Source organism: Brachybacterium phenoliresistens, assembly GCF_000576425.1.
GTDB classification, from domain to species: Bacteria; Actinomycetota; Actinomycetes; order Actinomycetales; family Dermabacteraceae; genus Brachybacterium; species Brachybacterium phenoliresistens.
In genome coordinates this window covers 159,437-181,452 of sequence record NZ_KK069989.1, presented here as the reverse complement: position 1 = coordinate 181,452, position 22,016 = coordinate 159,437, and the positions used below count along the sequence as shown (strand labels likewise).

The window sequence follows — 22,016 nt, the reverse complement described above, 5'->3', positions numbered from 1 at the left end:
CGGGCTCCGCACGGCGGCGCCCCGGGACCCTGAGGGTTCCCGGGGCGCCGAGCGTCGCCGGTCAGAGGATGATCTGGTCGCTCGCGGCGCGGTTCGCGTCATGCCGGGCGGCGCGGTGATCGCGCACCCGGGTGATGATCGTGAAGGCGATGGCTGCCACCATGAGCAGGTAGATGAGGGTGACGATGGGCCCGTCCACGAGGGTCAGCGGGTTCCCGGCGGCGCTCATCAGGGCATCGCGCAGGCTGGTCTCGGCCAGCGGACCCAGCACCATGCCGATGATCAGCGGGGCCAGCGGGTAGTCCGCCACGCGCATCACGAAGCCCACCAGGGCGATCCCCAGCAGGATCAGCAGATCCGCGACCGAGGAGCTGGTGGCGTAGATGCCCAGCCCGCAGAACACGCTGATGCCGGCGTAGAGGTACGGCTTGGGGATCAGCAGCAGCTTCGCCCACAGCGCCGCGAAGGGCATGTTGATCACCAGCAGCACGATCATCGCGACGAAGAAGCTCGCGATGAGCGTCCAGGCCAGGTCCCCCGAGCGCTCGAACATGAGCGGTCCGGGCTGGATCCCGTACTGGCGGAAGGCGGCGAGCATGATCGCGGCCGTCGCCGAGACCGGCAGGCCCAGGGCCAGCAGCGCGCCCATCGACATGCCGGTGGTGGCGTTGCCCGCGGCCTCCGGGGCCGCCAGGCCCCGGATCGCGCCGGTGCCGAAGCGCGGCGGCCTGCGCTTGCCGTCCAGCCGCTTCTCCAGGCCGAAGGCCAGGAAGGTGGGCAGCTCGGAGCCGCCCGCGGGGATCACGCCGAAGGGCAGGCCGATGGCGGTGCCGCGGGCCCAGGCCGGTGCGGCCTCCTTCACCTCCTGCCGGCTCAGCCAGGGGCGGCCCGAGGGACGGATCGGCCGGACGGTCGGGTCGAAGCGCTCGCGGCAGGCGACGTAGATGACCTCGGCGAGGGCGAGCATCGCGACGGTCACCACGACCAGGCTGATCCCGTCGAACAGCAGCGCGCTGCCCATCGTGAAGCGCGGGGCGCCGCTGACCCCGTCGATGCCGATCACCGAGATGCCCAGGCCCAGCGACAGGGACAGCAGCCCCTTGATCGCGGAGTCGGCGAGCATCGAGCTGGTGGAGATGAAGGCGAACAGGGCCAGGGCGAAGTACTCCGCCGGGCCGAAGCTCGAGGAGAACGCGGCCAGCCACGGCGTCAGGAACACCATGATGATGCTCGCGACGAAGCCGCCCACGAAGGCGCCGATGGCGGCGGTGGCCAGGGCCTGCGGGGCGCGGCCCGCGCGGGCCATGGCATGGCCCTCGAAGGTCGAGGCGATCGCGGAGGCCTGGCCGGGCGTGTTCATGAGGATCGCCATGGTCGAGTCGCCGAACAGGCCGCCGAAGTAGATGCCGGCGAACATGATGAACGCGGCCGTCGGCTCGAGGGCGAAGGTGACCGGCAGCAGCAGGGCCACGGCCATCGAGGAGCCGAGGCCCGGCATCACGCCGACGGCCGTGCCCAGCAGGCAGCCGATGAGCACCCACAGCAGGTTGATCGGGTGCAGGACGTCGCCGAAGCCGCCGATCAGGGAGGAGAGCACATCCATGTCAGAACCCCCATCCGAGGATGCCGGAGGGCAGCGAGAGGCCCAGGATCATGTCGAAGGCGATGTACGCCAGGGAGGACAGCGTCAGCCCCGCCACCACGTCCAGGAGCACGCGGCGGGAGCCGAAGGCCCTCGCCACGCACCAGAACAGCAGGGCGGCGCCGAGCACCCAGCCCAGCACCTCCAGCAGCAGCGAGAACACGAGGAAGCCGCCGACGGCCCACGCGAACGAGGGCCAGTCCAGCCCGGCGCGGCGGGTGACGGTGCCGGCGATGCCCTCGAGGTCGTCGCGGCCCGCCGGGATGCGGCGGTCCGCGGCCAGCGGCGTGTGCCGCCGCAGCACGAGGACCACCTGCGCGATCACGAGGATGCCGATGGCGGCGGCGATGATGCCGGGCACGAAGCGGGGGCCGGGGAAATCGGTGCCCTCGGGGATGCGCATGGTCGCCAGGCCCACCACGAGATAGATCGTGAAGGCGGCCAGCAGCGCGGGCATGGCGAGCTCGGCGAGGACGCCGGGCCCGCTCAGGCGGGGAGCCTCGTCCTCCGCGGCGGTCTCCACGGTGGCCTCCGGGTCGGTCGGGGTCGGGTTCTGCGTCATGCGCCCATCTCCTCGTACAGTCCGGCGATCTCCTCCGCCTGGGCGGCGAGGAAGGCGTCCAGCTCCTCGCCGTAGCGCTCGGCGCGCATCCAGCTGTAGCGCTCGACGGCTTCCTGCCACTCGGGGGCCGCGACGGTCTCCTGGATGATCGCGACGAGCTCCGCGCGATCCTCCTCGGTGATGCCGGGCGGGGCATGCAGGGAGCGCCAGTTGGTCAGGGTCACGTCGAAGCCCTGCTCGACGGTGGTGGGCATGTCGATGCCCTCGACCGGGGCGTCGGCCACGACGGCGAGGGACTTGAAGCGGCCGGACTCGATGAGGTCCTTGTTGTCGGGATAGCCGCCGGTGGCGGCCACGGCGGTGCCGTTGAGGATCGCCTGGATCGCCTCGCCGCCGCCGTCGGAGGAGATGTAGGTCATCTCGACCGGGTCGACGCCGGCGGCGATCGCGAGGGAGGTCACCACGAGCTGGTCGAAGGAGCCGCCGCCGGTCCACGGGATGGCGGCGGGGTCCTCCCGCCACGCCGCGGCGAGGTCCTCGAGGCTCTCGTAGGGGGCATCGGCCTTGACGACGACGACGCCGATCTCGGCGACGATGGTCGCCAGGGGCGTGACGTCCTCGAGGACGACCGAGGAGTCGTACTGGATGGTCGCGGCGAGCTGCCCGGTGCCGCCGACCATGATCGTCTCCGGGCGGCCGGCGAGCCCGGCGAGGTTGCCGAGCGCGATGGTGCCGCCTGCGCCGGGGATGTTCAGGACCTGCGTGTTGTTCACGATGCCGCCGGCGCGCTGGGTGGCCTGCATCTCTCGGGCGCAGGTGTCCCAGCCGCCGCCGGCGGCGGCCGGGGCGATGATCGTGAGGGAGGACCGCAGGTCGCCGCCTCCGGAGGCGGAGGTGATGGAGCCGTAGGCGGCGGTGCCGATGGCACCGGCGGAGACCGCCAGGCCGATCGCGGTCAGGGCGGTCCGGCGCGGCGGCCGCGGGCCTTCAGGCTCGGAGCCGGGCGGGTGACGGGTGTCGGACAACGGCGTCCTCCTGTCGTGCGGGCACCGGGGCATGCCTGCAGGAGGCCCAGGGCGACGGTGCCGAGGTGGGGCGGGATCGGTGCCGTCACCCTAACGCCTCACAGGGGCCGTTTCAGCCCCGCATGCGACTCCACGTAGCCGAGCCGGGCGTAGAACGCCCTCGCCTCCTCGCGGCCGAGGTCGGTCGTCAGCTGCGCGAGGCGGGCGCCGCGGGCACGGCCGTGCTCGTGGGCCCAGGCGAACATCGCCGAGCCCAGTCCGCGGGAGCGCTCGGAGCGGGCGACGCGGACGGCCTCGATCTGCAGGCGGGCGCTGCCCTGGCGGGAGAGCCCCGGCAGGATCGTCAGCTGCATGGTGCCCACCACGGCCCCGGCCTCGTCGCGGACCACCGCGAGATAGTGGGCGCGGTCCTGGGCGACGCGGTCGTAGGCGGCCTCGTACTCGGCGGCGTCATCCCCGCCCTCGCGGGTGCGGCCGATCTCGTCATCGACCAGCAGGGCCCGGATCGCGGGCACGTCCTCCCGGGCGGCCCGCTGGATGCGGTAGCTGCGCCCGCCGCACCGCAGCACGTCCCCCGCGGACTCCCGGGCGCGCCGGCGCATCCGGGCGACCAGCGCGTCGAGCCAGCTCCCGACCCCGTCGCGCGCCTGCGGCGTGTCGGGATAGCGGCAGCGCAGGTGCAGGCCGGCGTCGTCGAGGATGAACCACAGCATCACGCCGTCGGTGCGGATCGCGGCGCTCACGTACTGGGCGCCGAGCCCCGCCGAGTCGAAGCGCACCGGCAGGCGCCGCAGGTCCAGCCAGGAGATCGCGAACATGCCGGGCGCCTCGGGCATGCCGCCCCAGGGCTCGAGCACCTCGGCCAGCGGCCAGGACCCCAGCCGGATCGCCTCCGTGATCGCCGCGGCGCACGCCGTCGGCGCCGGGTCGGTCGACTCGAGCACGGAGTTGGTGATGAACCAGCCCACCGAGTCGTGCCATCGGGCCTCGTGGCGGCTGTGCACCGGGAACACGGCACGCAGCGGCGCATCGGCCAGCTCCCGGGTCACCTCGGTCATCGCCGAGACCGTCAGCGCCAGCGTGGAGGCGCCGCTCGCGCGGGCCTCCGCGGCGAAGGCGGCGCTGTCGTCGGCGTCGAGCACATCGCGCACCTCGACCCGCTCGGGCTGGGAGGCCGCCTCCCCCAGCGGCAGCGGGAAGCGGGGCATGACCTCGCCGCTGGCGGCGAGGACCTCCGCCCAGCGCCGGCGGACCTCCGCGGGCGCCGGGGGCCGGCCGGCGAGCTGCGCGGTGTGCTCGGCGAAGGACGGCACCGGCTCCGGCAGCTCCTGGGGCGCGGGCGCGGCGCCGCGCGCGGCGAGCCGGGCCAGCAGGTCCCGGCCGATCACGAGCATCGACCACATGTCCACGTGGGCGTGGTCCACGCCGATCACCACGGTGGTGGCATCGGCCGTCTCGAGGGCGCACAGGCGGTGCGCGGGGCGGGCGAAGGGCCGGCAGTGCGCATCGAGCACCTGGCGCAGCGCCTCCTCGACCGCCTGCCCGGGGCCGATGGCATGCTCGCGCCAGGCGCCCGGGCCGATCTCCAGCTCGTGCAGCAGCGGGGCGGCATCGGCCCGCCCCTCGGGGGCGGGAGAGAACACCGAGCGCAGCGTGCCGTGGCGGGCGATCACCGACAGCCACGCCGCGGCGAGGTCCTCCCGCTCCACCCGCCGCGGCAGCGCGACGGACAGGGCCATCCAGGAGCCGGGGCGGTCCCCGGCGCCGACGTGGCGCTGCTGGTCGAAGGAGACCGGCAGGGGCCGCCCCGGGGTGCCGACGGCCACGTCGTAGCCGATCAGGCGCCCGAAGGGCAGCCGCAGGTGCGAGACGTTGGTCAGGCGCATGCGCGCTAACCTAGCGTCCTCACCGCGACCCGAGGAACGGAGGCGGGCGCCGATGCGATTCCGTGTCCCGCATGCCGAGCTCGACACCGAGCTCAGCGACGAGGGCGGCCACCCCGTCGTCCAGCTGCACGGGCTCACCTCGAGCCGCGCCCGGGAGCGGGAGATCGACCTGGACCTGGGGCGGGGCCTGTCCGGCACCCGTCTGCTGCGCTACGACGCCCGCGGGCACGGCCGCTCCACGGGCCGGCCGGAGCCCGGGGACTACCGCTGGGAGGTCCTCGCGGAGGACCTGCTGGCGCTGCTGGAGGAGCACTTCCCCGGCGAGCGGGTGCACGGCGCCGGGCCCTCGATGGGCAGCGGCACGCTGCTGCATGCGGCGGTGGCCGACCCCGGGCGCTTCTCCTCGCTGACCCTGATGATCCCGCCGACCGCGTGGGCGACGCGCACGGCACGGGCCGCGGCCTACCGGGCCTCCGCCGCCCTGGTCGAGGCGCGCGGGGTGGGCGCGTTCGTCGCCGCGGGGGCCATGGCCCCGCAGCCGCCCGCGGCCGTCCCCCCGGCCGACGCCACCCCGGAGATCCCGCCGGAGCTGCTGCCGTCGGTGCTGCGCGGCGCCGGGGACAGCGACCTGCCCGATCCGGCGCGGATCGCCGCGATCACGGTGCCGGTGCGGATCCTCGCCTGGGAGGAGGACCCCTCGCATCCGCTGACGACCGCGCAGGAGCTGGCCCGCCTGCTGCCGCACGCGGAGCTGCGCGTCGCGCGGACCCCCGCGGACGTCCGGACCTGGCCGCGCCTGCTGGCCGAGGACGTCGCCCGGGCCCGGGCGGCCGTGCGCCCGGTGCCCTGATCGCGCGGGCCGGGGAAAACGCCTGGCGCATCGCGCGAGGACGGGGGACGATCAGCGCATGGACGAGCTCACGCAGCGATGGACGAAGGCGACCGTGCACCCCGACATGTGGGTCGACCCGGACGAGGACCCCCGCAGCAGCGACGGCCCCGCGCCGGAGGGCGAGCTGGCGACCCTGCAGGAGTACCTGCGCGACTATCGCGCGACCCTGCTCATGAAGTGCGAGGGCCTGGACTCCGAGCAGCTCGCCCGCCGCTCCGTGCCTCCCTCGACCATGTCGCTGCTGGGGCTGCTGCGGCACCTCGCGGAGGTCGAGCGGGACTGGCAGAGCTGGCTGGATCCCGAGCATGCCCGCCCCAGCCTGTACGGCGATCCCGACGGGGACTTCGACGGCGCGATCGCCGACGACGCCGTGGTCGCCGAGGCCCGCGAGGCCCTGGCCCGCGAGCAGGCCGCGACCGATGCCGCCCTCTCCCGCCACGACCACGACCTCGGCGCGGCCGTCGGCGCGCACGGCACGGTGCGCGAGATCCGGGTCCACCTCATCGAGGAGTACGCGCGCCACTGCGGGCACGCGGACCTGCTGCGCGAGTGCGTGGACGGCCGCGTCGGGCAGTGAGCGCGGGGGTGTACCCTCCTGCCATGCTCCCGATGCACGAGACCCTCAGCTGGTGGCCCGCCTCCTAGGCGGCCCTGTTCTCGTACGCACGAACCAGACCGCCTTCCGGGGCGGTCTTCGCAGTCGTGGAGCCGGTGGGCCGTCCCGGGCACATCCCAGGAGAAGCCCGTGACCCCCGTGACCGCCGACCCGGCCGCCCTGCTCGCCGCGCTCGTCGCCTCCGACGAGCCCTTCGCCCTGCTCTCCCGCCCCGAGCGGCCGCACCGCCGCGGCGGGCACGACCCGGCCGATATCGAGCTGCTGCGCGGGAGCCTCCGCGACGTCGAGGCGCTCGCCGACATCCCCCTGGACGAGGACGGAGTGCCCCGCGAGGTCCTCGCCCTGGTCCCCTACCAGCAGATCCGCGAGCGCGGCTACGACGTGCCCGCCGAGGACTCCCCCCTGCGCTGCCTGCTCGTCGAGGACCGCGCCGAGCTCGCCCGCGAGCAGCTGCTCGCCGCCCTCCCGGACCGCGTCCCCGCCCTGCACGGCGGCGCCTTCGACGTCTCCGACGCCCGGTACGCCGAGGTGGTGCGCACCGTCATCGAGGAGGAGATCGGCCGGGGCGAGGGCGCGAACTTCGTGATCCGCCGCGACTACCTCGCCGACGTCGAGGGGGCGGCCGATGCCGCCGGGGCCCGCACGGCGGCGCTGGCCTGGTTCCGGGCGCTGCTGGAGCGCGAGCGCGGCGCGTACTGGACCTTCGCGATCGTCGCCGGCGACCGGATCCTGGTGGGCGCGAGCCCGGAGGCGCATGTCGTCGCCCGCGACGGCGAGGTGCTCATGAACCCGATCTCCGGCACCTTCCGCCACGGCGAGGCCCCGCCGACGCGGGAGGCCCTGGCCGAGTTCCTCGCCTCCACGAAGGAGACGGAGGAGCTGTTCATGGTGGTCGACGAGGAGATGAAGATGATGAGCGCCGTCTGCTCCGACGGCGGTCGCATCACCGGCCCGCACCTGAAGCAGATGTCCCGCCTCACCCACACCGAGTACATGCTGCGCGGCCGCAGTGCCCTGGATCCCCGCGACGTGCTGCGCGAGACGATGTTCGCGCCCACCGTCACCGGCTCCCCCATGCAGAACGCGTGCACCGTCATCGGCCGGCACGAGGCGGGCCCGCGCGGCTACTACTCCGGGGTGGCGGCCCTGTTCACCCCCGACGGCGCGGGCGGGCACGCGCTGGACGCGCCCATCCTCATCCGCACCGCCTATCTCGAGGACGGCCGGCTGCGGGTCCCCGTCGGCGCGACGCTCGTGCGGCATTCCGACCCGGACGGGGAAGTCGCCGAGACCCTTGCGAAGTCCGCCGGGGTGCTCGGCGCCATCGGCGCGCTGCCCGCCCGCACCGGGGCGGCCGGCGGGGCCCCCGATCTGGCCGCCGATCCCGGCATCGGCGAGCTGCTGGCCTCCCGCAACGCGACCCTGGCCCGGTTCTGGCTGGAGCCGCAGTCCGCCGCGCCCGGCCCGCTGGCCGGCGCCGAGGCCCTGATCGTCGACGCGGAGGACCGCTTCACCACGATGCTCGCCCACCAGCTGCGCCATCTCGGCGTGCAGGCCGAGGTCCTCCCCTGGGACGCGGTGACGCCGGAGCGGGCCGCGGCCGCGCAGCTGCTGGTCGCCGGGCCCGGCCCCGGGGACCCGCGCGATCCCGCCTCGGCGCGGATGGCGACCCTGCGCGCGCTGATCCGGGCCCGGCTGGAGCGGTCGCAGCCGCTGCTGGCGGTGTGCCTCAGCCACCAGCTGCTGTGCCAGGAGCTGGGCCTCGAGCTCGCCCCGCTGCCGGCGCCGCACCAGGGCGTGCCCCGCACGGTGGACCTGTTCGCGGGCATCGGCCCGGCGCGGATCGGCTTCTACAACACCTTCGCCGCCCGCGTCGCCCCGGGCACCGCGCAGCTGGCCGCGCAGGCGCCCGGCTCCCTGCGCCCGCTCGCGGCCGAGGTCGCCGCCGATCCCGGCACCGGGATCGTCCACGCCCTGCGCGGGGAGGGCTTCGCCTCGGTCCAGGGGCACCTGGAGTCCGTGCTCTCCCGCGACGGGATCGCCGTCCTGGAGGCGCTGACGGCACATGCCCTCGCCGGGACCCGGTGAGGGCCCGTCGCTGCTAGGTTCGGGGGAAGGCCCGGCGATGGCGCCGCGGCCGCCCCGAACGAGCGGAGCAGGCGATGCAGCTGAGGACCGACGGGACGACCCTGGTCGACGAGCACGGACGGCAGCGGATCCTCCACGGGATCAACCTCGTCGCCAAGGGGCCGCGCGGCCAGGCCGGAGTGCCGGGCACCGCGTTCCGCGGCGACTGGTCCGACGAGGACCTCGCGGGCCTGGCCCGGTCGGGGCTGGACGCGGTGCGCCTGGGCGTGATCTGGGCGGCGGTGGAGCCGGAGCCCGGGCGCTACGACACCGGGCACCTGGCCTGGCTCGAGGACATGCTGGACCGCCTGCACCGCGCCGGGCTGGCGGTGGTGCTCGATGCCCATCAGGACCTGTACTCCCAGTCCTTCGGCGACGGCGCGCCGGCCTGGGCGACGCTCACCGCGCAGCCCTTCACCCCCAGCGACCTGTGGAGCGACGCCTACGTCTCCTCCGCCGCCGTGCAGGAGGCGCTGGACGCGTTCTGGGCCGATGCCCCCGGGCCGGACGGGATGGGCATCCGCACCCGCTTCACCGCGATGTGGGGCGAGCTGGCCCGGCGCCTGGGCGGCCATCCGGCGGTGATCGGCTACGACGTGCTCAACGAGCCCGCCCCCGGCGCCCTCATGGTCGAGGTGCAGCAGGCGATCCTTGGGGCGCTCGCCGAGCGCACCGGCCAGGCCCCGGAGCAGGTCGCCGCGGACCTCTCCGACCCGGCGGCGCGTCTCGCGCAGCTGGCGCGGCTCGAGGACGAGTCGCTGCACCGGGCGGTGGCCGATGCCGCCGCGCCGCTGCTCGCGCCCTTCGAGCAGGGCCCCGTCCATGACCTCTTCCGGCAGGCCGCCGCCGCGATCCGGGAGCATCGGCCCGGGGCGCTGATCCTGCGCGAGCACTCGTATCCCGGCAACCTCGGCGTCCCCGCCGCGATCCCGCCGCTGGACGGCGGGGCGTGGGCGTACTCGCCCCACGGCTACGACCTCGTGGTGGACACCGAGGCCATGTCCGCGCCCAGCGATCGCCGGGTGACGACGATCCTCACCCGCGCCGCGGAGACCGCCGCGGGGCTCGGGGTCCCGGTGATCGTCGGGGAATGGGGCGGGCTCGGGGATCTCGCCGGCATCGGGGCCCACATCCAGCACCAGCTGGACCTCTTCGACCGCTGGGCGTGGAGCTGGTTCTACTGGTCCTTCGACGCGTCCTTCCCCGGGAGCGAGGCGGCCCGGCACCTGCGCCGGCCCCGGGCCGTCGCGGTCACCGGCCGCGGGCTGCGCGCGGAGTCCTCCGCGGGCGGCGGCTGGAAGGCGGCCTGGGACGGGGCGGAGGGCCCGGCGCCCACCGAGTTCTGGGTGCCCGAGGAGCAGGACGTCGAGCTCGTCGTCGACGGCGCGCGGGCCTCGATCCTGCGCGAGGGCGCGCGGGTGCTCATCACGCCGCGGCCCGGGGAGCACCGCCTGCGAGTCCTGTGACCGGGGCGCCGGCCCGACGCGCTCAGGGGCGCTGCCAGGCCGTGCCCGGCGGGGCGTCCAGCGGCGTGGGCGCGTACTCGAGCAGCTGCAGCCCGCCCTCGAAGGTGCGCGTCCCGATCAGCTCGAGGGTGAAGTCCTCGAAGCGCTCCCAGATCCGCTCGAGCCCGGTGCGCCCGGTGATGACCGGGAACAGGATGATGCGGAAGCGGTCCACGAGCCCGGCGCGCAGCAGGGAATGGCTCAGCCGGATGCTGCCGACGGTCGTCAGCGGCCGGGACGCGGTGCGCTTCAGCTCACGCACGGCCTCGGCCGCATCGGTGCTGATCAGCCGCGAGTTCGGCCACGTCAGCGGGGGCGTGATGGTGGAGGAGAAGACGATCTTCTCCACCTCGGCCATGTGCGCGAAGCTCGCCTTCTCCTCCGCGGAGACGTCCAGGGACTCGGCCTGCTGCGCCATCTCGGACATCATGCGGTAGGTGGTCGCGCCCATCAGCTGGATGCGTTCGGGCTCCCGGCCCAGCCAGTCGAGGTACTCGGGGCTCTGCAGACCCCACCAGCCGGGCCAGCCCTCCGCCGCGGCGCAGCCGTCCAGGGAGAGGATGAAGTCCACCAGCAGCTCCTGGCCGCCGGGCCCGGGCGGCGGGCCCTGCCCCGGGATGCTCGGGGACGGATCGGGGGTCGTTGCTGCGGATGCTCCGGTCTCGGACATGGTCGCCTCCTCGCGAGGGCCACCACGCTACTGCGCGGCCCGCGCGCAGGGAATCCCCGTGACGTGCTCGCGCGGCCCCCGTAGTCTCCCGCCATGACCACGGGCACGAGGGACGGAACGAGCACGCAGGGCACGAGCACGCAGGGCACGACGACGATGCACGCGGCGCAGGTCCCGCTGGCCCAGGCCGATGCGCGCCGGCTCATCGGCCGCGCCCTCGAGCAGGCGGGCCGCCCGCCCGCGGCGGAGGTCCTCGCCCTGCCCGGGGCGGGCACCACGAGCTACGTGCTGCGGGTCGGCACCGACCTGGTGGCCCGCTTCCCGATGACGGGCGAGGACCCGGACGCCGTGCGCGCCGCCCTGGTCGCCGAGCACGCGGCGATGGCGGAGTTCGCGGCCGCATGCCCCGTGCCCGCGCCGCTCCCGGTGGCGATCGGCGAGGGCGACGCCGGGTTCCCCCTGCCGTTCTCCCTGCAGACCTGGGTCGAGGGCGAGGTCGCGACCCCGACCTCCGTCGCGGGCTCCGTGCCCGTCGCCGAGCAGCTCGCCGATCTCCTCGGCACGCTGCGGGAGGTGCCCACCCGCGGTCGACGCTTCGCGGGCGGAGGACGCGGCGGCGAGCTGCCCGACCACGACGCCTGGATGCGCACCTGCCTGGAGAACAGCCGCGGCCTGCTGCCGGTGGAGGAGCTGGCCGCGCTGTGGGAGCGGTGGCGCACGCTGCCGCACGAGAGCGCCGACGTCATGAGCCACAGGGACCTCATCCCCGGCAACCTGCTGATGGGCGGGGGCCGCCTGGTGGGAGTGCTCGATGCCGGCGGCTTCGGCCCGGCCGATCCGGCCCTGGACCTGGTGGCCGCCTGGCATCTGCTGGACGGCCCCGCGCGCGAGGCGCTGCGGGAGCGGCTGGACGTGCCGGAGCTCGACTGGCTGCGCGGCGCCGCCTGGGCCTTCGCCCAGGCCATGGGCCTGGTCTGGTACTACCGCGAGACCAACCCGCCGATGGCGGAGCTGGGACGGACGACGCTGGGCCGGCTGCTGGCATCGGCCGAGGAGCTGGTGCGCTGAGCGTCGCCGGCGCGGGACCGGGCCGCGCAGGCGCTGCCGGGAACGCGCGAGGAATGCCGGCACCCCGCGGCCGGCGCCCTCCCCCGACGGAGGACGGAGCGGGCGGAGCCCGGGGTCAGTTCGGCGCGACGGGGACGCGGATCCCCGCGCCGGCCCGGCCGGCCGCCTCGAGGATCTCGCTCACCCGGGCGGTGGGCACCACCACCAGCGGGTACTCGTCGACATCCTCCTCGAGGATCAGGACGTACAGCCCCGCCTCGGTGAGCAGCAGGTTCGCGGCGCCGAGGGCCGGTTCGAGCCTGACGTCCAGCTCCGCGACCGAGGAGAGGTCGACCCCGGACTCCCGCACCGGGGCGAGGGCGCCGAGGGCCGCGGCGACGGTCTCGGCATCGGCCGTCTCGTCCAGGTAGGCCAGCTCCCCGGTCTCCGCGAGGGCGTCCACGAGGGCGATGGCCGTGGTGACCCCGTCGGCCCGGTCGATCCCCCGATCCAGCAGCGGCTGCCGGTTCCGGTCGAAGTAGCCGGCCTGATCCTCGGCGGCGAGCGCCGTGGAGGTCGCCACCTCTGGGCGGTCGGAGAGGAGCTGTGCCAGATCGGTCCAGGACGTCGTCGTCATGGCGGGAGTGTACGGGAGGCGCTTGCCACCAGGGGCGCGGTCCGGCAGAACCCGCCGGACCAGGCAGGGCGGCAGGGCCCGAGGGCCGCGGCGTGCGCCCTCAGGCGAGGAGCTGCCCCGCCCAGGCGCGCAGCATCGCCGCGACCTGCTCCGGCTGATCGAGGTGGACGTTGTGGCCGGCGCGGTCCAGCACGGCGCTGCTCGCGTGCGGGAAGCGTGCGGCGAGGTCCTGCTGGTCCTCGAAGCCGACGACATGGTCCTGCCGCCCGGCGACCACGAGCACGGGCACCTCGATCCCGGCGAGACGGTCATCGGGCAGTCCGGGCAGGGCGTAGCGGGCCCCGAGGCCCTCGCCGGCGCCGGGATCCGCGGCGCGGATGCCGGGCAGCGCGGCCGCGGCGAAGCGCTCCCAGCCGGCTTCGGACTGCTCGACCGCCATCTCCGCGTAGTCCGCGGCATCGGCCGCGTCCAGGGCGGCCAGCAGCTCCGGGTCGGTGCGCAGCACGGTGCGCGGGGGCAGGCGGCGGTGCTCGCGGACCGGGTCGACCGCGGGCGCGAGCAGCGCGATCCCGGCGCAGCGCTCGCGGTGGCGGGCGGCGAGCTCCCGGGCCAGCAGCCCGCCCATCGAGTTGCCGAGCACCGCGAAGGGCGCCTCGCCGATGAGCTCCGCGGCCGCCTCCTCGAGCCAGTCGGCGATCTCGGGCAGCCCGCCCGGGCCGTCCAGCGGGGCCGTCCGCCCGAAACCGGGGAGATCCAGGTAGATGCGCTCGAGGGCGCCGGCAGCGGCGAGCGCCTCGTCCAGCGGCAGCAGCAGGCGATGGTCCACCCCGTTGCCGTGGATCATGAGCAGCGGCAGGCCGGAGCCGCGGCGCACCGCATGCGGCGCGGGGAGCACGAAGGGGAAGGACATATGCGCGAGGCTATCGCGGGCCCGCCGCGCCGGTGCTAGCGTCGGGGCATGTCACGCTGGGTAGCCCTGCTGCGCGGGATCAACGTCGGCGGGGCGAGCATCCGCAGCGCCGAGCTCGCCGCGCTGTTCCGCGAGCTCGGGTTCGAGGACGTGCGCACCGTCCTGGCCACCGGGAACGTCGACTTCACCGCGGACGTCGATGGCGACGACCCTGCGGCGGCCGCAGCGCTCAAGGAGCGCATCGAGGCGGCCCTCGGCGAGCGCTTCGGCTACGAGGCCTGGATCGTGCTGCTCCCTCACGACGAGCTCGCGGGCATCGTGGAGGGCTACCCCTTCGCGGAGGACCCCGAGCATCACGCCTATGTCGTCTTCGCCTCCACCGCGCAGGCGCGGGCCGACGTCCTGGACTGCGCGGGATCCGAGGACCCGGTCACCGGAGGCGAGGGCGTCGTCTACTGGCGCTGCCGGAAGGGCGCCAGCACCACCGAGCCCTTCGCGAAGAAGATCGCGGCCGCCCGGTTCAAAGCGACGACGACCACCCGCAACATCACCACGCTGCGCCGACTGCTCTGAGGCCCGCCATGACCGCGACGTACACCTGGGACGTGCTGTGCACCCTGGACGGCTTCGGCTCCTTCGGGCCGGGCGGCGACTGGGGCGGCTACTGGGGCAAGCAGGGCCCCGAGTTCCTCGCGCATCGCGCCGCGCAGTACGCCGAGGCCTCGCACCTGGTGCTCGGGGCATCGACCTTCCGCATGTTCCAGAGGTTCCTGGGCGGCCTGACCCGCGCATCGGAGGCCGACGACCCGGTCAACACGCGCATGAGGTTCCTGCCCACCACGGTCGTCTCCTCGACCCTCGAGGATCCGCTGGACTGGCCCGATGCGCGCCTGGTGCGCGGGGACGCCGGGGAGATCATCGGCGCCCTGAAGGAGACCTCCGCGGTGCCGCTGCGCTCCCACGGCAGCCTCGCCCTGAACCGGGCCCTGCTCGCCGCCGGTCTCGTGGACGTGCTGCAGGTGACCGTGTTCCCCGTGATCAGCGGCCGCACCGGCACCGCGCCGATCCTCGCCGGCGCCGAGGACTTCGACCTCGAGCTGCTGGGCGCCCGCACCCTGGACGGCCGCATCCAGGAGCTCCGCTACCGCCCGACGCGCCACGGCTGACCCCGCGCGGCCGGGACCCCCGGAGAGCAGCTTGGTAGCGTGGTGGTCAACCGGTCGATCACCTGCATCCCGACCTCCTGGAGGACACCGATGTCCCGCACCCCGCGCACCCGCCGCGTCATCATCGACACCGATGCCAAGAACGAGGCGGACGACCAGTTCGCCATCGTCCACGCCCTGCTCTCCGAGACCCTGGACGTGCGCGGCATCATCGCCGCGCACTTCGGCACGCAGCGGTCGGCGACCAGCATGCTCGACTCCCGCGCCGAGATCGACCTGCTGCTGGGCATGATGGGCCGCGACGACGTGCGGGCGGAGAACGGCGCCGCCGAGGCCCTGCCCGACGAGGACACGCCCGTCGACTCCCCCGGGGCCCGGCTCATCATCGAGGAGGCACGGCGCGCGGACGCCGGGCCGCTGCAGATCGCCTTCCTCGGCCCGCTCACCGACATGGCCGCCGCCCTGCTGCTGGACCCCGCGCTCGTGGAGACGGACACGACGGTGATCTGGATCGGCGGGCCGGGCTACGAGGTCCGCGAGCCCGGCGAGGGGACCGAGTTCAACCTGAGGAACGACGTCGCCGCCGCGAACGTCGTCTTCCGCTCGGGGATCCGCATCTGGCAGGTGCCCCGGACGGCGTATGTCATGTCCTCGGTCGGATATGCGGAGCTGGACGAGAAGGTCGCGCCCTGCGGAGAGCTCGGCGCCTACCTCGTGCGGCAGCTCAAGGAGTTCAACGAGACCGTCCAGGACGGCCCCATCGAGCATCGCGCTCTCGGGGACTCCCCCGCCGTCGGCCTCATGCTCAACCCCCTGGGCGGGCTGTTCCGCACCCGCCCCGCTCCCCTGTTCTCCGCCGAGGGCGCGCTGCTGCCGGGCGCGGGGCACACGGTGCGGGTGTGCGAGATGTACGACGCCCGGTACCTGCTGGAGGACTTCTTCGCCAAGCTGCGCCGGTCCGCGGCCGCGCAGCCGGGCGTCTGAGCGATGCACGCCGAGACCCGGCTCCCCGGTCTGCCCGCCGTCGCATGGTGGAATGCCGCGGCTGGGGCCAGCAGCCTCATCGGCCCCGACGGGTGCATGGACGTGATCTCCCTGCACGGGCGCCTGGTCGTGGTCGGCGCCGATGCACGGGCCCGCGTCCACCGGGGCACGGCGGGGACGCTCACCACCGGGGTGCGCTTCGATCCGGGAGTGCTGCCCCAGCTGCTGGGGGTGGATGCCGACGCCCTGGCGGACCGGCAGGTGCCGCTGGCCGAGGTGCTCGGCCGGCGCGATGTCGCCCGCCTGCTCGACGCGGCGGGGCGGCGCGGACCCGGCGATCCCGGTCCCGTCGCCGGGGCCGTGCGGGGCGACGGGACCGGTGCGTCCGACCTCCCGTCCGTGACGGCGATCGCCGCGGCGCTGTGCGCACGGGCGGGACGGCTGGATCCGCGGCCGCTGCGGGTGGCCCGCGCGCTCGGCTCCGGGCTCGACGTGGCGCAGGTCGCGGAGGAGGCGGGCCGCTCGACCCGTCAGCTGCGCCGGGACGCGGCCCGCTGGTACGGGTACGGGCCCAAGCATCTGGCGCGCGTGCTGCGATACCGGCGCGCGGCCGCGGACCTGGAGGCCGGGGCCTCTCGGGCCGATGCCGCCGCGCGGGCAGGGTACGCCGACGCCTCGCACCTGTGGCGCGACGAACGGGATCTCATGACCCCGTCCTGACGGCGTCTGCGGCGGGGCGAGCTCAGAGCGCGGCGAACAGATCCACCGGGTTGCCGTCGGGATCGGCGACGACGGCGTAGCGCTGCCCCCAGAACGCATCCCATGGCGCACGCACCACCGGCGCGCCGTCGGCGGCGAGGGACGCGGCGGTCGCGTCGACCTCCTGCGGGGACCCGCAGCCGAAGGCCAGGGTCACGGCGGGTCCTCCCTCGGGGCGGCGCCACTGCGGGTCGATGGAGCGGATGACCTCCTCGGTGTCCAGCATGACCCGGATCCCGGCGCCGCCGAGGTCGCTGTGCGGCTGGTCGGGCCCGCCGGACTCGAGGACGAGACCGAGGGCGGTGTAGAAGTCGAGGGCACGGGACATGTCTGCGGTCACGATGGACACGGCGGAGAGGGTCGTCATGGCGGCGACGCTACGCCGCTCGTCCCGACGCCGTCATGGACGGATCGGCCATCGGCTCACATCCTCCCGAGGGCGTCGATGTCCTCGAGGAAGTCGGCGACGACCTCCTCGCTGACCGTCGGCCGGATGGAGCGCAGCGCCTGCAGGTAGTCCTCCGTCGCCAGCGCCCGATGCTCCGTCCCGTCCTCGTCCAGGGCGGCGCGCTCGAAGGCGCCCTGGGCGGCGCGGCGCGCCGCATGCTCGATGTCGGCCGGGGTGAGCCCGGCGCTCGCGGCGACCAGGGCGGGGACGTCGACGGCGGTGGCGACCTCGCCGGGCAGGTACCGGCTCCAGATCGCCTCGCGGGCCGCATCATCGGGCAGGCCGATGGGCAGCACGTAGTCGAAGCGGCCGTGGCGCAGCAGCGCCGAGTCCAGGGAGCGGATGAAGTTGGTCGCGCAGATCAGCAGACGGTCGCTCTGCTCGCGCACGTCGGGGATGATCTTCAGCAGCTCGTTGGTCACGCCCTGCAGCGGCGAGGGCGGGTCGCCCTTGCGGTGCGCGGCGATCTCCTCGACCTCGTCGATGAAGATGACCGCCTTCTCGAGCTCGGCGATGCGGGAGAAGGTCTCGCGCAGCGCAGCGGCCAGACCCGCCGGATCGCCGCCCAGCCGGGAGGGGAACACCTCGACGAAGGGCCAGCCGAGCTTCGAGGCCACGGCCTTGGCGAAGGTCGTCTTGCCGGTGCCGGGCGGGCCGAACAGGACCACGGCCCGCGGCGGCACGACGCCGTAGCGCTCGGCCAGCTCGGGCCGGGCCAGCGGCATCACCAGGCGGCGCTCGAGGAGCTCCTTCTCCTTCTGCATCCCGCCGACGGCGTCCCAGTGCCCGCGCGGCAGGATCCGGCCGCCGAGATCGCGCAGCAGGGCGATGTCGCGGCCCTGCACGGGGATGCGCCGCTCGGCGTAGCGCAGCTCGTGCTCGAGGGCGAAGCCGCTGTCGGTGAAGACGGCCAGGGCCTCCGGCTGGTGCGAGGGCACCAGGCTGCACAGGGTGCCGATCCCGTGGGCGGCCAGGCGCCGCTCGAGGGCGTCCAGCAGTCGCCCGCCCAGGTCCTGGCTCCGATGCTCGGGCAGGATCCCGAGATAGACGATCCAGCCCTGCTCGTGGGCCGCCCGACCGACCGCCGCCCCCAGCAGCACGTCCTCGTCCTCGCCGACGGCCACGACCGCTTCATCGGCGTGGCAGGAGGCCAGCACCTCGGAGAGCCCGTAGACGGGCTCGCGACCGGGGACCTGCGTGGCGTCCCACAGGGTCACGATGCGGCCCAGGTCCTCGCTGCGGAACTCGCGGATGGTCGCCTTCGACATTCGCCCCTCAACTCCGTCCTTGCATCGCCCTCGACGCCCGGGCGCCCGCGACCTGAGCCGACGTACGTGACCCCGGTCACATGATGATCACCGCACGGTACAGCCCTCGTGCTCGGGGCGCCAGCGCACCGCCGATCGGGAGCGTGCCGGCGCCGGTGCGGCAGCGGAGGTGGTCCTCGGGCCGGAGCGAGCCGGCCCGGTCGTCAGGACCGCTGGATCTTCTCGACGGCCTTGCCGCGGGCGAGCTCGTCGACGACCTTGTCCATCCAGCGGATCTTCTGCATCAGCGGATCCTCGATGTCCTCCACCCGGTGCCCGCAGATGACGCCGGTGATCAGGGAGGCGTTCGGGGTCAGGCGGGCCTGGGCGAAGAAGTCCTCCAGTGTCGTCCCGGCTGCGATGTGCCGCTCCAGATCGGAGGCGTCGTAGCCGGTCAGCCAGGTGAGGACCTCGTCGAGCTCGGCGCTCGTGCGCCCCTTCCGCTGGACCTTCTGGACGTAGAGCGGGTAGATCGAGCCGAAGGGCATGGCGAACAGGCGCTGGTTCATGCGCGGGAGAGTAGCACCGCCCGCAGCGCCGGCGGCCGCCCCGGAAACCGCTGGAGGCCGGGGAGGGGCGCGCCGTAGGCTCCCCGTCATGTCCTCGCATCCCGTCCTCGACCTCCTGCCCGCGGAGGCGACGCACCGCGAGGTCGGCCGCCTCCTGCGCGAGCAGGGATGGACGCCCTGCGGCGAAGGGGACTGGGCGATCGCCCTGGCCGCGCCCGGAGCCGAGGTCGTCGCCCGGGTCAGCCCCTTCGATCCTGTGGGCCCGTACACGGCCCGCCTGTACCGCGAGGCGGCCGGGACCGGGCTGGTGCCCCGCCTGCTGGCGCATCGGCGCCTGGCCGGAGGCGGCGACCTGCAGATCCTCGAACGCCTGACGGAGGTGCCGGCGTCCGATGCCGCAGCGTTCCATCGGCGCCTGGCGGTCGCGTCGGCCGCCTCGGCAGGAGCCGAGCGGCCCCAGCATCGGCAGGCGCCGACGGATCCCGGCGCGGGCCCTGACCCCGGTACGGACCCTGCTCACGGGAGGGCCCCGGATCCCGCGGCGCTCGCGGAGCTGGCCCGTGCTGTCGCGCGGATCCATGCGGAGGCCCGGCGCGAGCTCCCCTGGTGCGGCCCGCTGGACGACAACCCCGCCAACGTCATGCGCACCGCGAGCGGGACGCCGGTGCTCATCGATCCCTACTTCGCCGGCGGCCCGGACCTCTATGCCACGGCCGAGCACGACCCGGATCAGCTGGTCGCGCGCATCCCCGAGCCGGAGCGCCGCTACATGACGGAGATCCCGCTGGCCGGCTCCGGCCCCTGGTCCGCCGTGGATCGCGCCGCCCTGCGCGAGAAGATCGCCCGGGCGGATGCTCGCCGGGCCGCCGACGGGAACGGCGCCGCCGCCCCTGGCGCGCCGCGCCATGGCCTGGAAGAGTCCTCGTCAGCACACCCGACGAGGAGGACCCCATGAATGCGACCCCCGAGCCCCGCGGCACCGTCGTCGACGCGCCGGGCGGACGCGAGCTGCAGATCCGCCGCGACCTCACCGCCGGCATCGACCGCGTCTGGGCGGCGCTGACGACCTCGGCCGGCCTCGAGCCGTGGATCGGCCGCCTCGAGGGCGACCCTTCGAGCGGGCGCGTCACCTTCGTCATGACCGCCGAGGGCGGGGACGTCCCGCCCGAGGAGTGCGTCATCACCGAATGCACCCCGCCGCGCACGTTCTCGATCGACACCAGCGTGGGCGAGGACGCCTGGCATCTGCGCGTCGCCCTGAGCGAGGACGGCGGCGGGACACGACTGCTGTTCGCGCAGGTCCTCGGGGCGGAGCCGGCCGGGAGCGTCGGCCCCGGCTGGGAGTACTACCTCGACCGGCTGGAGTGCGCCCTCGCCGGCGAGGACGCGGCCGGAGTGGACTGGGACGACTACTACCCGGCGCTGAAGGACCACTACGACGCGCTCGCCCGCTGAGGCCCCTCCCCGTCCCGGGCCTGCGCGCGCCCGATCCCGGTGATCAGCACGAGGGCCGCGAAGCCGTCCTCCGTGCCGGGCCAGTGCGCCCGCACCGCCTCGAGCCCGGCGCGGCGCACCACGCCCCGCAGGACCACGGCGACCACGATCGCGTCATCGGCGTAGCCGAGCACGGGGATCACATCGGGCACGAGATCGACGGGCAGCGCCAGATAGGCCAGCAGCAGTCCCAGGCGGATCCGCACGCCCCGCGGCAGGGAGGCATCGGCCGCGAGGCGGCGGATCAGCCGCAGCACGTCCGGCAGGATCCGCAGGGCCTCGCGCAGCAGGTCACCGCGCGGTCGCACGGCCCACAGGGCGCCGAGCAGGACCAGCCATGCCAGCAGCAGCGCGGCCAGGGTGCCGAGGGCGAGATCCGCCCAGGTCGATCCGGTCATCGCGTCTCCTCGCCGTCGGCTCCGGGGACATGGTGGCACGCCGCGGGCTCAGCCCCCGTACGGCACCAGCGCGAAGCGCCCCGCGGCGATCAGCACGAAGGCCAGCAGGTAGGCGACGTCCCCGGCCATGAAGCCCCATTCGCTGCGGCGGAACCGCGTGGTCGCCGCACCGGACATGAACAGGGCCAGCCCGCACGCGGCGATCGGCGAGAGCACAGGGGCGATGCCCGTGACCGCCGGCAGCCACAGGCCGGTCGCCCCGATCAGCTTGATGGTGCCGATGGCCTTGACGTGCCCGGCGCTGAACTCGTCGACCCAGGCCTGGCTCCGGCCGAAGGCGCGGTAGCGTTCCCGAGGGAGGAGGATCTGCGCCAGCCCGCCGGCGGTGAAGGCGAGCGCCAGCAGCGCGGTGATGATCCACAGGGCGATGTCCATGGTCCGATTCCTCTCGATGTGTGACCTCGGAGCGTGCTGCTCCGTCACAGGGGTGACGAACCATCGCGACGGAAGGTAACGACCATGGAGGAGCTCACTCTCGCCGAGGCGTTCGAGCAGCAGCGGCCGCGGCTGCTGACGGTGGCCGCGCGGGCCCTCGGCTCACGCGCCGACGCCGAGGACGCCGTGCAGGAGGCGTGGCTGCGGCTGGCCCGTCACCGCGGCGCACCGATCGAGAACCTGGCCGCCTGGCTCACCCGCGTGGTCGGCCGGATCTGCATCGACACGCTGCGCCGCCGCACCGCGCACGCGGAATCCGCCCTGGAGGACTGGGAGACGGACCCGATCGTCACCGAGGACGTCGAGGACCCGCAGGACTCCGTGCTCACCGCCGACGCGGTGGGCCTGGCGATGCTGGTGGTGCTGGACTCGCTGCGCCCGGCCGAGCGCCTCGCCTTCGTGCTGCACGACGTCTTCGCCGTGCCGTTCGCGCAGATCGGGACGATCATCGGCACCACCCCCGAGGCCGCGAAGATGGCGGCCAGCCGGGCCCGCCGCAAGGTCCAGCAGCAGCCCCTGCCCACCGGAGCGCTGCGGGAGAGGCGCGAGGTCGTGGACGCCTTCCTCGCCGCGGCCCGCGAGGGCGACTTCGAGGCGCTGCTCGCGCTGCTGGACCCGGACGTCACCTGGCATCGGATCACCTCGCGCCGCCGCACCACCGGCACCGGCGCCGAGAGCGTGCTGGACGCCGTGCGCCGCGGCGACCCGGAGCGGATGCGCGCGCGCCGCGTGAGCGTGGACGGCGAGCCCGGGATCCTCGTGTGGGGCCCGACGGGGCGGCCGATGGGCCTGATGGCCTGCACCGTCGCCGGGGGCCGCATCGTCGCGCTCACCTCGATCATCGACCCGGCGCGGCTCGCCCGGATGGACCTTCCCGGCCCGGAGGCGCCCTGAGCGACGCGCGACCGCCCGGCAGCGGCGTCCTCCCCGGCGACGA

24 protein-coding genes are annotated in these 22,016 nt (G+C 74.7%); 12 read left to right on the top strand and 12 right to left on the bottom strand.

Translation table 11 applies throughout. The features are described from left to right. Window positions 1–61: 61 nt before the first annotated feature. The 4 genes from BF93_RS03955 to BF93_RS03940 all read right to left on the bottom strand — a co-directional run bounded on the left by BF93_RS03955 (window position 62) and on the right by BF93_RS03940 (window position 5,115). Window positions 62–1,603, bottom strand: coding sequence for a tripartite tricarboxylate transporter permease (locus tag BF93_RS03955; RefSeq protein WP_051486495.1), 1,542 nt, complete (start codon window positions 1,601–1,603; stop codon window positions 62–64). Window position 1,604: 1 nt separating this feature from the next. Then, the gene (locus tag BF93_RS03950) at window positions 1,605–2,204 is read right to left on the bottom strand and encodes a tripartite tricarboxylate transporter TctB family protein (protein WP_084148235.1); all 600 of its coding nucleotides are present in this window, start codon (window positions 2,202–2,204) and stop codon (window positions 1,605–1,607) included. After that, the gene (locus tag BF93_RS03945; RefSeq protein WP_232226184.1) at window positions 2,201–3,229 is read right to left on the bottom strand and encodes a tripartite tricarboxylate transporter substrate binding protein; all 1,029 of its coding nucleotides are present in this window, start codon (window positions 3,227–3,229) and stop codon (window positions 2,201–2,203) included. Before BF93_RS03945 ends, BF93_RS03950 begins: the two co-directional genes overlap by 4 nt. Before the next feature lie 98 nt (window positions 3,230–3,327). Then, on the bottom strand, window positions 3,328–5,115 hold the full coding sequence (locus BF93_RS03940; protein ID WP_038370762.1) for a GNAT family N-acetyltransferase: 1,788 nt from the start codon (window positions 5,113–5,115) through the stop codon (window positions 3,328–3,330). A gap of 52 nt (window positions 5,116–5,167) precedes the next feature. Between BF93_RS03940 and BF93_RS03935 the strand changes: the two genes are divergently transcribed. The 4 genes from BF93_RS03935 (at window position 5,168) to BF93_RS03920 (ending at window position 10,216) form a co-directional block, all read left to right on the top strand. After that, window positions 5,168–5,965 carry an alpha/beta fold hydrolase gene (locus BF93_RS03935; RefSeq protein ID WP_038370760.1) on the top strand — a complete coding sequence of 266 codons (798 nt, stop codon included), beginning with the start codon at window positions 5,168–5,170 and terminating at the stop codon, window positions 5,963–5,965. Between the two features lie 58 nt (window positions 5,966–6,023). Further along, a complete protein-coding gene (locus BF93_RS03930) occupies window positions 6,024–6,584 on the top strand; it encodes a DinB family protein (RefSeq protein ID WP_038370759.1) in 561 nt (186 codons plus the stop codon). Between the two features lie 177 nt (window positions 6,585–6,761). Beyond that, complete coding sequence (locus BF93_RS03925; protein ID WP_038371059.1) at window positions 6,762–8,711, top strand: anthranilate synthase family protein; 1,950 nt, start codon at window positions 6,762–6,764, stop codon at window positions 8,709–8,711. A gap of 74 nt (window positions 8,712–8,785) precedes the next feature. After that, window positions 8,786–10,216, top strand: coding sequence for a glycoside hydrolase family 5 protein (locus BF93_RS03920; protein WP_038370757.1), 1,431 nt, complete (start codon window positions 8,786–8,788; stop codon window positions 10,214–10,216). 22 nt (window positions 10,217–10,238) lie between these two features. On the opposite strand, the gene BF93_RS03915 is transcribed toward BF93_RS03920, so the two are convergent. Continuing rightward, entirely contained in the window at window positions 10,239–10,925 is a 687-nt protein-coding gene (locus tag BF93_RS03915; RefSeq protein ID WP_084148233.1) for a dihydrofolate reductase family protein, read from the bottom strand. A 93-nt stretch (window positions 10,926–11,018) separates the two neighbouring features. Here BF93_RS03915 and BF93_RS20180 point away from each other — a divergent pair, with 93 nt between their 5' ends. Continuing rightward, entirely contained in the window at window positions 11,019–11,993 is a 975-nt protein-coding gene (locus tag BF93_RS20180; RefSeq protein ID WP_269518939.1) for a phosphotransferase, read from the top strand. Between the two features lie 115 nt (window positions 11,994–12,108). On the opposite strand, the gene BF93_RS03905 is transcribed toward BF93_RS20180, so the two are convergent. Both BF93_RS03905 and BF93_RS03900 read right to left on the bottom strand, forming a co-directional pair. Continuing rightward, entirely contained in the window at window positions 12,109–12,609 is a 501-nt protein-coding gene (locus tag BF93_RS03905; RefSeq protein ID WP_038370755.1) for a DUF6630 family protein, read from the bottom strand. 100 nt (window positions 12,610–12,709) lie between these two features. Next, entirely contained in the window at window positions 12,710–13,519 is an 810-nt protein-coding gene (locus BF93_RS03900; protein ID WP_038370754.1) for an alpha/beta fold hydrolase, read from the bottom strand. 48 nt (window positions 13,520–13,567) lie between these two features. Here BF93_RS03900 and BF93_RS03895 point away from each other — a divergent pair, with 48 nt between their 5' ends. From BF93_RS03895 to BF93_RS03880, 4 genes are all read left to right on the top strand, one after another. Beyond that, entirely contained in the window at window positions 13,568–14,092 is a 525-nt protein-coding gene (locus tag BF93_RS03895; RefSeq protein WP_038370753.1) for a DUF1697 domain-containing protein, read from the top strand. Window positions 14,093–14,100: 8 nt separating this feature from the next. After that, on the top strand, window positions 14,101–14,685 hold the full coding sequence (locus tag BF93_RS03890) for a dihydrofolate reductase family protein (protein ID WP_038370752.1): 585 nt from the start codon (window positions 14,101–14,103) through the stop codon (window positions 14,683–14,685). A 90-nt stretch (window positions 14,686–14,775) separates the two neighbouring features. Continuing rightward, the gene (locus tag BF93_RS03885; protein WP_038370751.1) at window positions 14,776–15,669 is read left to right on the top strand and encodes a nucleoside hydrolase; all 894 of its coding nucleotides are present in this window, start codon (window positions 14,776–14,778) and stop codon (window positions 15,667–15,669) included. A gap of 3 nt (window positions 15,670–15,672) precedes the next feature. Next, a complete protein-coding gene (locus BF93_RS03880; RefSeq protein ID WP_051486494.1) occupies window positions 15,673–16,389 on the top strand; it encodes a helix-turn-helix domain-containing protein in 717 nt (238 codons plus the stop codon). A gap of 22 nt (window positions 16,390–16,411) precedes the next feature. Here BF93_RS03880 and BF93_RS03875 read toward each other — a convergent pair whose 3' ends face one another. The 3 genes from BF93_RS03875 to BF93_RS03865 form a co-directional block, all read right to left on the bottom strand. After that, window positions 16,412–16,795, bottom strand: coding sequence for a VOC family protein (locus tag BF93_RS03875; protein WP_038370749.1), 384 nt, complete (start codon window positions 16,793–16,795; stop codon window positions 16,412–16,414). Between the two features lie 56 nt (window positions 16,796–16,851). Then, window positions 16,852–18,144 (bottom strand): ATP-binding protein, encoded by a 1,293-nt coding sequence (locus tag BF93_RS03870; RefSeq protein WP_038370748.1) that lies wholly within the window; start codon window positions 18,142–18,144, stop codon window positions 16,852–16,854. 203 nt (window positions 18,145–18,347) lie between these two features. After that, a complete protein-coding gene (locus BF93_RS03865) occupies window positions 18,348–18,692 on the bottom strand; it encodes a DUF2200 domain-containing protein (RefSeq protein WP_038370747.1) in 345 nt (114 codons plus the stop codon). A gap of 88 nt (window positions 18,693–18,780) precedes the next feature. On the opposite strand from BF93_RS03865, the gene BF93_RS03860 reads away from it, so the two are divergent. Both BF93_RS03860 and BF93_RS03855 read left to right on the top strand, forming a co-directional pair. Next, complete coding sequence (locus BF93_RS03860; protein ID WP_038370746.1) at window positions 18,781–19,647, top strand: hypothetical protein; 867 nt, start codon at window positions 18,781–18,783, stop codon at window positions 19,645–19,647. Further along, a complete protein-coding gene (locus BF93_RS03855; protein WP_038370745.1) occupies window positions 19,644–20,147 on the top strand; it encodes an SRPBCC family protein in 504 nt (167 codons plus the stop codon). Before BF93_RS03860 ends, BF93_RS03855 begins: the two co-directional genes overlap by 4 nt. Here the strand turns inward: BF93_RS03855 and BF93_RS03850 are convergent. Beyond that, on the bottom strand, window positions 20,126–20,584 hold the full coding sequence (locus BF93_RS03850; protein ID WP_051486493.1) for a DUF1232 domain-containing protein: 459 nt from the start codon (window positions 20,582–20,584) through the stop codon (window positions 20,126–20,128). The two genes, BF93_RS03855 and BF93_RS03850, sit on opposite strands and share 22 nt — an antisense overlap. A 48-nt stretch (window positions 20,585–20,632) precedes the next feature. Beyond that, the gene (locus BF93_RS03845; RefSeq protein WP_038370744.1) at window positions 20,633–21,019 is read right to left on the bottom strand and encodes a DoxX family protein; all 387 of its coding nucleotides are present in this window, start codon (window positions 21,017–21,019) and stop codon (window positions 20,633–20,635) included. Between the two features lie 84 nt (window positions 21,020–21,103). Between BF93_RS03845 and BF93_RS03840 the strand changes: the two genes are divergently transcribed. Then, on the top strand, window positions 21,104–21,973 hold the full coding sequence (locus BF93_RS03840; protein WP_038370743.1) for a sigma-70 family RNA polymerase sigma factor: 870 nt from the start codon (window positions 21,104–21,106) through the stop codon (window positions 21,971–21,973). The last annotated feature ends 43 nt before the right edge of the window (window positions 21,974–22,016 follow it).